At 64.0% G+C, this 13,562-nt stretch carries 11 protein-coding genes; 3 read left to right on the plus strand and 8 right to left on the minus strand.

Going from position 1 to position 13,562, the window contains the following annotated elements:
- Positions 1–56: 56 nt before the first annotated feature.
- Positions 57–530, plus strand: a complete 474-nt coding sequence (locus tag AAFP32_RS06925) for a twin-arginine translocase TatA/TatE family subunit (protein ID WP_350271188.1) — start codon at positions 57–59, stop codon at positions 528–530.
- A gap of 9 nt (positions 531–539) precedes the next feature.
- Here the strand turns inward: AAFP32_RS06925 and AAFP32_RS06930 are convergent, their stop codons facing one another.
- From AAFP32_RS06930 to AAFP32_RS06945, 4 genes are read right to left on the minus strand one after another with little or no spacing between them, the layout of a single operon-like run.
- Positions 540–2,006 carry a polysaccharide deacetylase family protein gene (locus tag AAFP32_RS06930; protein WP_350271189.1) on the minus strand — a complete coding sequence of 489 codons (1,467 nt, stop codon included), beginning with the start codon at positions 2,004–2,006 and terminating at the stop codon, positions 540–542.
- Positions 2,007–2,011: 5 nt separating this feature from the next.
- On the minus strand, positions 2,012–3,136 hold the full coding sequence (locus AAFP32_RS06935; protein ID WP_101642689.1) for an Mrp/NBP35 family ATP-binding protein: 1,125 nt from the start codon (positions 3,134–3,136) through the stop codon (positions 2,012–2,014).
- 41 nt (positions 3,137–3,177) lie between these two features.
- Positions 3,178–3,711 carry a DUF1003 domain-containing protein gene (locus AAFP32_RS06940; RefSeq protein ID WP_350271190.1) on the minus strand — a complete coding sequence of 178 codons (534 nt, stop codon included), beginning with the start codon at positions 3,709–3,711 and terminating at the stop codon, positions 3,178–3,180.
- A gap of 2 nt (positions 3,712–3,713) precedes the next feature.
- Positions 3,714–4,988, minus strand: a complete 1,275-nt coding sequence (locus AAFP32_RS06945) for a magnesium transporter MgtE N-terminal domain-containing protein (protein ID WP_350271191.1) — start codon at positions 4,986–4,988, stop codon at positions 3,714–3,716.
- A 192-nt stretch (positions 4,989–5,180) separates the two neighbouring features.
- Between AAFP32_RS06945 and AAFP32_RS06950 the strand changes: the two genes are divergently transcribed.
- Positions 5,181–7,112: a calcineurin-like phosphoesterase family protein gene (locus AAFP32_RS06950; protein ID WP_350271192.1), complete on the plus strand. Its 1,932-nt coding sequence runs from the start codon at positions 5,181–5,183 to the stop codon at positions 7,110–7,112.
- Between the two features lie 148 nt (positions 7,113–7,260).
- On the opposite strand, the gene AAFP32_RS06955 is transcribed toward AAFP32_RS06950, so the two are convergent.
- Together AAFP32_RS06955 and AAFP32_RS06960 are read right to left on the minus strand one after the other, a co-directional pair.
- Entirely contained in the window at positions 7,261–8,337 is a 1,077-nt protein-coding gene (locus tag AAFP32_RS06955) for a P1 family peptidase (protein ID WP_350271193.1), read from the minus strand.
- On the minus strand, positions 8,334–9,848 hold the full coding sequence (locus AAFP32_RS06960; protein ID WP_350271194.1) for an aminopeptidase P family protein: 1,515 nt from the start codon (positions 9,846–9,848) through the stop codon (positions 8,334–8,336). The genes AAFP32_RS06955 and AAFP32_RS06960 overlap by 4 nt, the downstream gene beginning before the upstream one ends.
- Positions 9,849–9,927: 79 nt before the next feature.
- On the opposite strand from AAFP32_RS06960, the gene AAFP32_RS06965 reads away from it, so the two are divergent.
- Positions 9,928–10,785 (plus strand): PHP domain-containing protein, encoded by an 858-nt coding sequence (locus AAFP32_RS06965; protein ID WP_350271195.1) that lies wholly within the window; start codon positions 9,928–9,930, stop codon positions 10,783–10,785.
- Between the two features lie 37 nt (positions 10,786–10,822).
- On the opposite strand, the gene AAFP32_RS06970 is transcribed toward AAFP32_RS06965, so the two are convergent.
- On the minus strand, positions 10,823–11,929 hold the full coding sequence (locus AAFP32_RS06970; protein WP_350271196.1) for an acyltransferase: 1,107 nt from the start codon (positions 11,927–11,929) through the stop codon (positions 10,823–10,825).
- 135 nt (positions 11,930–12,064) lie between these two features.
- Positions 12,065–13,534, minus strand: a complete 1,470-nt coding sequence (locus AAFP32_RS06975) for a DEAD/DEAH box helicase (protein ID WP_350271197.1) — start codon at positions 13,532–13,534, stop codon at positions 12,065–12,067.
- Positions 13,535–13,562: the final 28 nt, after the last annotated feature.

Genomic DNA, 13,562 nt, shown 5'->3' on the forward strand with positions numbered 1-13,562 from the left:
CGATCCTGTGCTGACCGTGAGTCGAGCTTACTGCGGTGCACGGTAGACTTGTTCCCATGTTGGGTATCAACGGCACCGAGATGTTGATCCTGGTGGTAGTGGCTCTTGTCGTCATCGGGCCCAAACGCCTGCCCGAATACGCGCAGAAGCTGCGTGAACTCGTGCGCCAGATGCGTCGCATGGCTGAGGGCGCGAAGGACAGCGTGCGTCGTGACTTCGGGGATGACTTCAAGGACGTTGATTGGCAGAAGCTGGATCCACGTCAGTATGATCCGCGCCGAATCGTGCGCGAGGCGCTAGTCGAAGAGGATTCAGCCATCCGAGAGTCCAAGCTTCGGGAACAGTCGACGGTGGCCAGCGATCAGCCCGCTGCGGCGATCGACGAAGGTTCCGACAGCTCCACGGACGCTGTTGGGACCGCTGCTGCGAAGTCTCGTCCACAGACCCTGTCGCCGATCGAACGCTTCCAGGCTCAGGCCGTCATGCGTGACCGCTCCATCACCGCTCCCTTTGATACCGAGGCGACCTGAACCAATCGATCAGTCCTTGTGCACCGAGGGATGTTCGGGGGTCGAGCACAGTTCGTCACCGTAGCCGCGACAGAAGTACGAGCCGCCCTTCTCAAATCCGATCCCTTCGAACAGCTGACTGACAGTGACCGGGTAGAGGCCATCGTCCGCGACTGTCCTGAAGACCCCCGGTGCCGCATTCACCGTTGTCGGATGGATCGAGTGCATGAGGACGATGGATCCGGGTTCTGCATTGTCTCTGACCGCGGTGATGGTCCGGTCGGAGTCCTTGTGCTTCCAGTCACCGGTGTCGACATCCCAGAGGATCGCCGGTCGATCGAGTGCGGAAGCGGCCGATTTGTCGAGTGCGCCGAATGGCGGTCGCACGAGCGGCTGCGCTTTCGACACCGCCGTTTCGAGCGTCTTGTCGGTCCTCTTGACCTCGGCCTTCACAGTGTCGGAATCGGTCCGGTTGAGCCGAGGGTGGGAGTACGTGTGGTTGGCGACCTCGTGTCCTGCTGCAGAGATCCTCTTCACTGTCCCGGGGTCAGCGGCGACCCGCTTGCCCACGAGGAAATAGGTGAGCCGGACCTGCGCCGATTCCGCCTCCATGAGCAGCCTGTCCTCGACGTCAGGTTCCCCGGGCCCGTCGTCGTAGGTCAGGGCCACGCAGGGCAGCAGCGCGCACGAATAGTCCGGGTCCCGGACATCGGCTCCCTCCGGCAGGGCGAGTGGGGTGTGCAGGGCTTCGGCGACGCTGGTGCCCTGCGGCGTGAGATCCGAGGGGGCAACCGGCTCGCCGTCGATGGTCAGTTCACCGAACTCGTCGACGTCCACCTCGGCAGGGTCGATTTCCGAAGTGAACATCTCCTGAGCGTGGACTGTCGTGTCGTTGGCGAGGTCCGTGAGCACGGCCCAGGTCTTCGTCGTCGGGGACTGCCTCGTCAGTGCAGAGATGAGGAAGCGCCCACCGGCGGCGATGATGTTATTGCTGACGTTGACATCCGCAGCACCTGCACTGCCATCGCCATCGCCATCGCCATCGCCATCGCCATCGCCGTCGACGTTGCTCGAGGCGCTCGTGGGGCTATCGAATGCCGTGGGCTCCCAGCGGTGGGAGGGAGGAGTCGCCACGGGGGAGAAAGCCTGATGGCTGCCGAAGCCCCCTGCCGATCTGATGGTCTTTAGGAGTGCTGTCTCTGTCGCCGTGCTCAGGGAGTGGGCACCTGGCAGTCCGAAGAGGTGGATATTCAGTCTCGGATCCCGTTCGGCGTCGACGATCGCATAGCTGTTGATGGACTTCCTCAGGATGTCGAGGTTCTTCTCCGCCGTGACCTCGTTCCCCTCGTCGGGTGCGCGGTCGGTTCGTTCCGGATCGGTGCGATCGGGGCTGTCCCGGGAGGGACCGACCACGACGCAACCGGCGGTGAGAGCCAGCACGGAGCAGACGGCGAGCAGTGTAAGAGTGCGGCGCAGATGTGTCAGGCGCGGGATCAAGCGGATCAGACTGGGCTGAGGCCCAGGGACCTGCCGGACAAGCCACGTGAGCGACGAGCCAGTGTCGAGGCGAGGGAGGCGAATTCTCGTGCGGCGGGGGAGTCGGGCTCTCCCAGAACCACAGGAGTTCCGGAGTCAGACCCTTCCCGAACCCGCGTATCGAGGGGCACCTGGGCCAGCAGGTCGACCTGGGAGCCGATCGTCTTGGACAGGTTCGCGGCCACCTGGGCACCGCCTCCGGAGCCGAATACCTCCATTCGGGTGCCATCAGGCATCTCCATCCAGGACATATTCTCAATCACACCGGCCAGTCGCTGATCGGTCTGTGTGGAGATCGAGCCGGCGCGTTCGGCGACCTGTGCGGCAGCCTGCTGAGGTGTCGTGACGACAAGGAGTTCCGACTCGGGGAGCAGCTGTGCCACGGAGATCGCAATGTCACCGGTGCCCGGAGGCAGGTCGAGGAGGAGCACGTCGAGATCGCCCCAGAAGACATCGGTGAGGAACTGTTGGAGGGCGCGATGGAGCATCGGTCCGCGCCACACGACAGCCTGATTGGGTGGCACGAACATGCCGATGCTCATCACCTTCACGTCATGGGCGACCTGTGGGATGATCATGTCATCGACACGTGTCGGTTTGCCCGAGAGCCCGAGCATCCCCGGTATCGAGAAGCCGTAGATGTCGGCGTCGACGACGCCCACGCGCAGTCCGTTCTGGGCCAGGGACACGGCAAGGTTCGCGGTGATCGAGGATTTGCCCACACCGCCCTTGCCAGAAGCGATGGCATAGACCTTCGTCAGGGAGTCGGGCTTGTTGAATGGGACCTCGCGGCTGGTGCCGCTGCCCTGGAGCTTCTCGCGCATCGCGGTACGCTGCTCGGGAGTCATGGTACCGAGGATCACCGATACATCGGTGACACCCTCGACCTTCGATACCGCAGCCGTCGTGTCCTTCGTGATCGTGTCTTTGAGGGGACAGCCGGAGATGGTCAGCAGAACGGTGACGGTGACCTTCCCGCCGTCAATGCTGATGGACTCGACCATGTCGAGTTCGACGATGCTGCGGCGGATCTCCGGGTCGATGACGCCTGTCAGAGCTTCCCGAACTGCGTCCTCGGATGGGCCACTCATGTTCACGTCCTTTCTCGTCCCGTTCAGTCTTCGCGGGGTCTTCAGCCTACCTGTTCGTCGTCGCCCCGGTCACTTCGGACAGGATTGCTGACGGGGCCCTTCGCATCTTCGTCGAGCTCCTTGAGCAGTTCCCTGAGCTCGGAGCGGATGAAATCGCGTGTGGCCACTTCACGCATCGCGATCCGCAGTGCCGCGACCTCACGAGCCAGGTACTCGGTGTCGGCGAGATTGCGTTCGGCCCGCTGCCTGTCGTGTTCGAACTCGACGCGGTCACGGTCGGTGCTGCGGTTCTCCGCCAACAGGATCAGCGGCGCAGCGTAGGAGGCCTGCAGGGACAAGATGAGAGTCAGGAGCGTGAAATTCAACGACCGGGGATCGAACTGCCATGATTCCGGCAGGAGTGTGTTCCACACAAGCCAGACGGCGCAGAACACGGTCATTCCCACGAGGAACGCGGGAGTGCCCATGAACCGGGCGAATCCCTCGGCGCCACGTCCGAAGGTCTCCGGAGACATCGCGATGTTGGGGAGTCTTCGCTTGCTCGAACGGGGTACGTCGAAATCGTCAGCAGCCACAGCTATCCCCTCCTATGATCATCGCGACCGGTGACACGCCAATCGTCTGGCAGCAGCTCGTCGAGGACGTCATCGACGGTGACCACTCCGATGAGGTGGTCGTTCTCGTCGGTGATCGGCACCGACACCAGATTGTACGCCGCCAGCAGCTTGGTCACTTCGCCGAGAGGCGAGTCCGCTGGCAGCGGTTCGACCTCCGTGTCGAGCATGATGCCGACGGCTTCGTGTGGAGGATGGCGCAGCATCTCCTGAATGTGGACGATGCCCAGATACTTGCCTGTCGGAGTCTCGATGGGCTGTCTGCAGACGAAGACCGCTGCCGCCAGGGCCGCGGGAAGATCCTCCCGTCGGACATGGGCCAGCGCTTCGGCGACGGTGGTCTCCGGGGTCAGGATGACCGGTTCCGTCGTCATCAGCCCACCGGCGGTGTCCTCGTCGTAGGACAGCAGGGTACGCACATCCTCGGCGTCATCGGGCTCCATGAGGGCGAGGAACCGTTCGGCCTGCTCATCGCTGAGCTCGCCGAGGAGGTCAGCCGCGTCATCGGGTTCCATCTCCTCAAGGACGGTCACCGCGCGCTGTGTGTCGAGGGCGGAGAGGAGCTCGACCTGCGTCTCATCGGGCAGTTCCTCGATGACATCGGCCAACCGTTCGTCGTCGAGGGCGCGGGCGACCTGAAGGCGGCGCTCGGGACTCATCTCGAACAGGACGTCTGCGAGATCGGCCGGCTTCGTGTCCTGATAGGCCGCGATGAGCTGTGTGGCCTCCTGATCGACGTCGGAGTCGGCCGGGTGCTCGGTGTCGGTCCAGGAGACCTGCATCGTCTCACCGCGGCGACGGAAGGCTGAGAATGCACTGCGCTCCTGTACTCGGCGGACGAAGAGGCGGGTCACTTCCCAGTCCTTGTTCACCTGCTGTTCGATGCCGACATCTTCGATCTGGATGGGGGAGTCGTCCTCGCGCAATCGCAGGCGGCGGTCGAGGAGGTCGTTGACGACCAGCGTCTCCGAGCGACGCTGTTCGAAGCGCCGCATGTTCACCAGTCCGGTGGTGATGACCTGACCGGAATCGATTGATGTGACCCGGCCCATCGGCACGAAGACGCGCCGTCGGCCCGGAACCTCGACGACGAGGCCGATGACGCGGGGAAATTGCCGCATGGTGGCGCGGTAGACGATGACGGCGTCCCGAACGCGTCCGACCTGGTCTCCCAGAGGGTCGAATACCGGGACGGCGATGAGGCGGGCGACGAAGACTCTTTTCGGTGGACCACTCATGCTCTCAAGCCTACGGGGTCATCGCCGTCGTGTGCGCGAAACGCGGCCAGACCGCTGGCTGCCGGCAGGTGCCATGCACCCATCACCTGCCGTTCATCAAGCAGCCTTGCTTCAGTAATTCAGGATTCTCTCAGCCTCCCTAGGGTCTCTTCTCGGCAGATCGTCCCACTACTCAAAATAGGAGACCCACGTATGTCCGAAAGACGACTTCGTCCATGTGCGGCGACGGGACTCATCGCCTGCGCCGCTCTCGCCCTGATGGCGCCATCAGTGAGCGCAAGCTCTGCTTTGGCAGTCGAGGCCCCTGCTGAACTCTATGAAGGCCACGTGCAGGTGGACCGCGCCCAGGCCGCTGACTCAGAGACGCTGCAGGGGCGGGTATTCGACGACGTCAACGAGAACTCCAAGCTCGACGGAGACGAGACCGGGATTCCCGGTGTCGCCGTCACCAACGGCGTCGACGTCGTGCAGACCGACGGGGAAGGCAACTACGAGCTGTCCGTTCGTGACAATATGACTGTCTCCATCACCCAGCCGTCGGGCTGGCAGGTCCCGGTCGACTCGGACAACTTCGCCCAATTCAGCTACAACCATCTGCCGGAAGGGTCCCCCGGGGACTTCGAATACGGCGGGATCGAGCCCACGGGGGAGACCCCGAAGGCCGTGAACTTCCCGATGATCAAGTCGGAATCGACCGCCTCAGCGAAGCAGGACTGCGCGATCGCCGCCGATACGCAGGCCTATGATACGACCGAAATGGGCTATGCCCGCGACGGCGCCGTAGGCGACCTCGCCGATCGTGACGATTACCAGGGCTGCGGCGTCCTCCTGCTCGGCGACAACGTCGGCGACGACCTCAGCCTCAACGACGAACTCCGAGACATCTACTCGAGCATGAACGGACCTGTCAGGGCGGCCCCCGGCAACCACGACCAGGACTACGACTCTCCGGACGACGCACACGCACTCGACACCTTCCGTGACCAGTTCGGGCCCGACCACTTCTCCTACGACGTCGGCAAGACGCACTTCGTCGTCCTCGACAGCATCGAGTACTCGGGCAACCAGTCGACGAAGAAGTACAAGGAGAAGATCGGCGAGGAACAACTCGAGTGGCTGGGCAACGATCTGAAGAATGTGCCGAAGACCGCCCACGTGGTCATCGCCACGCACGCGCCGATCGTCACCCACCAGCAGGCCATCGTCGACGACGCAGCCGACGTCTACGATGTCATCGCCGACTATCCGAACGCGGTGACGATCGGCGGTCACACTCACACGCAGGAGAACCTCATCGCCGGCGAGCAGCGTGAGGAGTGGGCAGACGAGGGCATCGACACCCTCTCCCACACCCAGATCGTCGCCGGCGCGGTCTCCGGTGACTGGTACTCAGGCGGGCTCAACGCCGACGGACTTCCCTATTCCTTCACCCGCGATGGATCGGAGCCAGGCATTCTCACCCTTGAGTTCGACGGCGCTGACCGCAGTGAGCGTTACACCGTCCGCAACGAAGCCGATGACCACCAGATGCTGCTGGGCGTGAACTCACCCGGATGGCGCGACTGGGCGCAGCAGACACAGGACTGGCAGGACGAGGACAAGGCGGGTGACGAGCCAGAGGCGATGTCCGAGCGCGTTGTCACCCGCGATGATCTCAAGCAGGGCGATACGTGGCTGACCTCGAGTTTCCTCGCCGGCACCTCGGACGCACGGGTCGAGATGAGCTTCGACGGCAAGGCGAACGTTGTTGCCGTGCACACTCAGCCCGGCCGTGGCGAGTCCTTGGCCAAGGGATGGGAATACTCCGATCCGTACACGACTTCGCAGAACCTGCGCACATCGGGAAGCGTCGGTCAGACCAGCTCGCACCTGTGGCGTGCAGAGATCCCGTCCGACCTCGACCTGGGCACGCACAGCGCCGAGGTGACCGGCATCGACCGCTACGGTCGTGAATACAGGGAAACCATCCGCTTCACCGTCGTCGAGGACGAGGCCGCAGCGGCTCAGACCTCGAAGAGGCAGCTGGCGAAGGACGGGTTCAGCTCTGCGCAGGAGACGAAGATCACTGAAGACGAGCGCAAGGGACTCGATTCCGATGAGGCTCGCAAGGCCGACTCGAACTGATCGATTCCCCCTGAGCGAGGCTGTCGAATCAGATTCGCACAGGACGGGGCGGGCGCCGGCATCAGTGATGTCGGCACCCGCCCCAGTCTCTGCCTGCGCTCGGCGGTCCGGGCCGCAGCTGTGATCCGGACAGGCCAGCGTGATCTGCTCAGGCCAGCGCGGCGAAGGCCTCTGCAAACTCGGGGGCGACATCGCTGAGCGTCGGCGGCTGACCCCACGAATCCTCCACAGGTGCGGCAGCGACGTGAGCGTCGATGATCGCCAAGCTCAGGGCATCCGCGGCCGCGGCGGTGATCGAGACTTGGTCGAGTGTCGAGGCCGCGAAGTCTTCAGGCAGGCCCACATCACCTGTGGCGATGCCGAAGACCGTGTCGCCGTCGAAGAGCGTGTGTGAGGGGCGGATCGCCCGGGCAATGCCGGCATGGGCACCAGAGGCCATGCGTGTGACCTGTGCAGGATCCAACGCCGCGTTCGTGGCGACGATGGCGATGGTCGTGTTCTTCGCCGAGGTGGCCTCCGCCGTGGATACGGGAGCCGCGGGCAGATGCCCGATCTTCGGCAGATCGAACCCATAGGAGCCCAGGAGTGGGTGAGCCCACAGCGTGCCATCGGAAGTCCCGATCGTCCCGAGCGGGTTGGCCACCACAAGCGCAGCTACGGTGTAGCCGCTGGGCAGACGGATCGAGACCGAGCCCAATGAGCTGCGCATGCTCTGCATTCCCGACCGAGCACCAAGACCCGCGCCGAGGCTGCCCCTGACTGCGGAGGCCTCTGCCCCATCGTGGGTGGAGCGAAGGGCCGCACGGGCCGCCATCGCTCCGTCGACGTCCGTGGGCGGACGTGCCGAGCCATCGCCTCGTCCGAGGTCGAAGATCGCGGCAGCCGGGACGAGGGGAATGACCGTGTCGGCAAGGCCCGGGGCGGGGAATCCACGGCCTGCCTCGGCGAGGGTGCGAACGACACCGCTCACCGACGCCAGCCCCAGGGCCGAGCCGCCGGTGAGGACGATCGCATCGGCACCATAGGAATGGGTGCCGGGGGCGATGACGTCGGTCTCATGGGTGGCCGGCCCGCCGCCGCGGACGTCGACGCCGACCTGCGCACCCGATGGAGGCAGGACGGCAGTGACCCCGGTCAGCCGGCCCGGGGCGAACTGGCCGGCGTGGCCCACAGCGATTCCCGGGATCTCCAGGATTCCCCGGCCCCGGATCGGGCCCATGCTCATCGTCCCTGGACCCAGGCCTCGACATCGGCGCGGGCGCGTGGAAAGCCTGCCGAGAGGTTTTCGACACCGTCGGCGGTGACGAGGACGTCGTCTTCGATGCGCACACCGTTGCCGCGGAATTCCTCAGGCAGGAGCAGGTCATCGGTCTTGAAGTACAGGCCGGGCTCGATCGTGAAGACCATGCCGGGTTGCAGCACTGCATCGAGATACATGTCCGCCCGGGCCTGAGCACAGTCGTGGACGTCGAGCCCCAGGTGGTGGCTGGTCCCGTGCACCATCCAGCGCCGGTGATGTTGGCCATCCGGCGACAGCGACTGGGCTGCAGAGACCGGCAGGATGCCGAATTCTTCGAGGCGGGTGGCGATGACTTCCATCGCCGCTTCGTGGATCTCGCGGAACTTCACCTCACGGTTGACATGGTCAGCGGCGACGGCGAAGGCCGCGTCCGAGGCGTCGAGGACAGCGTCGTAGATCTTCGCCTGGACCTCGGTGAAGGTTCCCGAGACCGGGAGCGTGCGAGTGATATCGGCGGTGTAGAGGGAATCAGCCTCTGCCCCGGCATCGACGAGGACGAGGTCCCCGGCCCGGACCGCACCGTCATTGCGGATCCAGTGCAGGGTGCAGGCATGGTTGCCGGCGGCCGCGATCGTGTCGTAGCCGATGCCGTTGCCATCAGTTCGGGCAGCTGTTTCGAAGGCGGTCTCGATGACGCGTTCGCCGCGACGATGAGCGACCGCGGTGGGCAGTGCGGCGACGACGTTGTCGAAGCCGGAACGGGTGATGGCGACGGCTTCACGCAGAGCTTCGACCTCGTGCTCGTCCTTGAGCAGTCGCAGCTCGGACAGCAGCTGGGCCAGTTCGACATCGCCGGCCTCCGAGATCTCGAGATCGGCCTGCACCTGAGTGCGGGCGACATCGATGACCGAGTCGATGCGGACATCGGCTTGGCGGACCAGCCGGAGGGAGATCGCACCGAGGTCTTTCGTGATCGCATCGTCAACTGTTGCGGAGCTCTCGGTGGCGATGCCCGTCATCGTCGACATCGCTTCGAGGTCGGCGCGGGGTCCGACCCAGTATTCGCCGTACCGGGAATCGGAGAAGAACTCGACGGTGTCCGAACCCGCGCGGGGACGGAAGTACAGGGTCACGCTGTGGGTGTCGTTCTCGGGTTCGAAGACGAGGACGGCATCCGGCTCGGAATCGGCCTCGAGGCCGGTCAGATGGATGAATGCCGAGTGGGCACGGAAGCGGTAGTCGGTGTCGTTGGACCGGACCTTGTGGCCGCCGGCCGGGATGACGAGTCGTTCACCTGGGAAGGCCGCGGAGACCTTCGCCCGACGTGCGGGAGTGAATCCGGCTGCGGCCAGAGCCTGGGCGTCGAGCGGCGTGCGGTCCCATCCCTCGGCAACGAAATTACGGAATGCCTGCGAATTGGGGCGATGGGAACGGTTGTTGACGCGATCGTCAAGGGCCTGGGTCTTCTCAGTGCTGTCTTCATTGTGGGCTGTCATACGTCCATTCTAGGCACTGTCTGCAGACCTTGCTGGGACGAGGACGATCATCGCCGGTGACTGCGGATAGACTGGGCACATGGTCATTGATCTCCATGTGCACACTGCTTTCTCGGACGGGACTCAAACCCCGTCCGAACTCATATCCGAAGCGTCGATGGAAGGCATCGACGTACTCGGCGTCACGGACCATGACACCACCGCCGGGTGGGCGCCAGCGGAAGCTGCCGCCAGGGTCTACGGCCTGGGTCTGGTCCGGGGAATGGAGATCTCGTGTCGGCACGAGGGAATCAGCGTGCACCTGCTGTCCTATCTCCACGACCCCTATGACACCGGCTTGGCTGCGGTGGTCGAGGAGACACGACGCGCCCGTCTTGACCGCACACACCTCATCATCGACCGTCTGGCGGAGGACTATCCCATCGACATGGATGCGGTCCTCGCAGTCTCCGGCGAAGATGCGACGATTGGTCGACCCCATATCGCCGATGCTCTGGTGGGCGCAGGCATCGTCAAGTCGCGCACCGAAGCCTTCGCCTCGATCCTGTCCAGTCACGGCAAATACCATGTCAGCCTGCCGACGATTGATCCCATTACGGCCATCTCACTGATCCGAGAGGCCGGGGGAGTCTCCGTCTTCGCCCACCCGCGCGCCGCGATGCGCGGCCTGGTCGTCCCCGATACGGCGATGGCCGATTTCATCGCAGCCGGTCTTGACGGTCTTGAGGTCGATCATCGTGACAACCCGCCAAACGAACGTGAGGTCATGCGCAGGCTCGCCAGCGACCACGACCTCATCATCACCGGGTCAAGTGACTATCACGGCACCGGAAAGCCCAACCGGCTGGGCGAGCACGCGACGACGGACCACATGTTCGCCAAGCTCCTCGACCGTGCCAACTCCCGTCCCGGGGGAGTCGACTTCATTCAGAGCTGAGGCTTGGCCGCTGGTTGCCGGCCGCTGGTTGCCGGCTTCAGCCGAGAATCCTGCGCAAACGCAGCTTTCCCCACGCCAGGCTGAGTGCGTAGGACAGGACCGCGGTCAGCCCGAGGTAACCCACATACTGCACGACCAGCAGCAGGGGCGAGGCTTCGATGACGAAGAGGCGGCCGAAGAAGAGTTCGAGGAAGAACACATGCACGAGGAATGCACCGAATGAGGCCGCAGCCAGCTTTGTGAAGAATCGTTTCGTGCCTTCGCCCAGCTCGATGCGGGAGATGATGAGGATGACACTGATCGCCAACCCGACGATGAGCGGATTCGCGTTGGCGATCGGGTACGAGTAGCTCGATTCCCACCAGAAGACTCCGAGTGCGCAGACTCCGAAAGCGAGTACGAGCGTCCACATCGGCGGACGCAGATCCTTCGCATAGTGGATGAAGAATGCACCCATGCAGAAATACACCACCTGGTAGGTCGCAAAGCCCCACTTCCATGTGCTCTGGGTGGAACCGAGCTGCTCGAGCACGAACGGCGCCCAGACACTCGAACAGGCCAGGACGACGGCCAGAGCAGCAAGCTTCCACGGCCGCTGCCCGCGCCAGAACAGCACGAGAGTTCCGAAGACGAGGGTGAGAGGGATATAGGCGTAGAGGTACCAGAGATGGAACGCAGGCCGGCCAGCCTCGAGGAAGGTTCGGACCAGATCGTGGCGAACGTCGACACTGTCGGTGTTGAAGAGATTGAAGCCGAGGATGAAGATGATCGACCACGCGAACAGCGGCACGAGGTGACGGATGATGCGGTTCCAGACCTTCGCCCCTGACCGTGGAGGCGCACCCACGAGGGTTGCCCAGCCGGCGATCATGAAGAACATCGGGACCGCCCACGGATTGACCGCCTCGGCGAGGTGACCCAACAGCCAGGCGTGATTGTTGTCCGCCTCCTCACCGCGTCCGATGAGGACTCCGCCGGAGTGGCCGACCATCACGGTCAGTCCGGCCAGGACGCGCATGACGTCGACGTCATCGCGGTGGCCCCGGGAGGCGAGAGGGGACTCCTGAGACCGTATCTGTGGGCGGATTCCATCCGGTGGTGCTGTTTCGACGGACTCCGCGTCCGGCCGGTGTGAACCGAACAAAACTCACTCTCGTTCATGCTTGACGACATGGGCTCCACCATTGTCTGGGCATGAATTGAACGCAAGATGAACGAGCGGCCCCGACCGCTGTGGTCGGGGCCGCTGTTCGGATGTGACTGGTTCTGGCTGTGTCCCCTAGTCCGCGGAGGTCTGGCCGTCGCTGGGAGCACTGGAGGTGCGTCCCACAGGCTTGCCGCCACGGGTGCGGCGACGTTCGCGGTTGCGTCGTGGCTTCTTCGTCCCCTCTTCACCGGCAGAAGATCCGCGGTGGCCAGAGGAACTGCCTCGGCGCTGTTCCGACTTCTTGGGACCTGCATGGTCCTCAGAGCCTTCGGTCTGCTGCCTGCGCAGACGGCCCTTCGTTCCCTTCGGAATGGAGAGGTCGGCGAAGAAGTGCGACGACGTCGAGTAGGTCTCGGCGGGTTCATCGTGGTCGAGTCCGAGGGCCTTGTTGATCAGTCGCCAGCGAGGCATGTCGTCCCAGTCGACGAGGGTTACTGCGATGCCCGTATTGCCGGCGCGGCCGGTGCGGCCGATGCGGTGGACGTAGGTCTTCTCATCGTCTGGACACTGATAGTTCACGACGTGGGTGACATCGTCGATGTCGATTCCGCGTGCCGCGACATCGGTGGCGACGAGCACGTCGACCTGACCGTCACGGAAGGACTTCAGGGCCTTCTCACGCTGTACCTGACCGAGGTCGCCGTGCAGCGGTTTGACTTGGAAGCCCCGGTCGCCGAGTTCCGCGGCGAGCTTGTCTGCAGTCCGTTTGGTGCGGGTGAAGATGATGGTGCATCCACGTCCCTCGGCCTGCAGCATGCGGGCGACGAGTTCGCTCTTGTCCATCGAGTGGGCACGATAGACGAACTGCGCCGTGTTCTTGCCCAACAGCGACAGATCTTCGTTGTCGTGGGCGCGAATATGCGTGGGGCGACTCATGTAGCGCCGGGCCAGGGTGATGACCGCGCCGGGCATGGTGGCGGAGAAGAGCATGGTCTGACGGTGTGCGGGCACAGCGTTGATGATCTTCTCGACGTCGGGCAGGAACCCGAGGTCGAGCATTTCGTCGGCCTCGTCGAGGACGACCGTGCGGGCCTTGTGCAACCGGAGAACCTTGCGCCCGTAGAGGTCGAGGAGACGACCGGGAGTGCCGACGACTACATCGACACCCGACTTGAGCTGCTTGATCTGCGGGTCGAAGTCCATGCCGCCGTAGATCGTCATGATGTCGATGTCACGCTGTGTGGAGGCGGTCACGAGATCGGCAGCGACCTGCTTGGCCAGCTCACGGGTGGGCACGACGACCAGAGCCTGGGGGAGGCGTGTCTCGGCGCTGTCAGTGCCGATCTCCGGTGTGTTCTCGGGATCTGCCGGGGCAGCACCATCTTCATTCTTGCCGACGACACGCTGCAGGAGAGGAATGCCGAAGCCCAGCGTCTTGCCAGTTCCGGTCTTCGCTTGTCCGATGATGTCGGCTCCGGACAGTGCCACCGGCAGCGTCATCGCCTGGATCGGGAAGGGATGTGTGATGCCCTTGGCAGCCAATGAGGCTACGATCGGTCCAGCGACTCCAAGTTCAGCGAAATCTGGTTCTGTCTCCGCCATGTTTCAAACTCCTTTTAGCGCCTTCGCG

Origin of the sequence: Brevibacterium sp. CBA3109 (assembly GCF_040256645.1) — a bacterium.
GTDB classification, from domain to species: Bacteria; Actinomycetota; Actinomycetes; order Actinomycetales; family Brevibacteriaceae; genus Brevibacterium; species Brevibacterium koreense.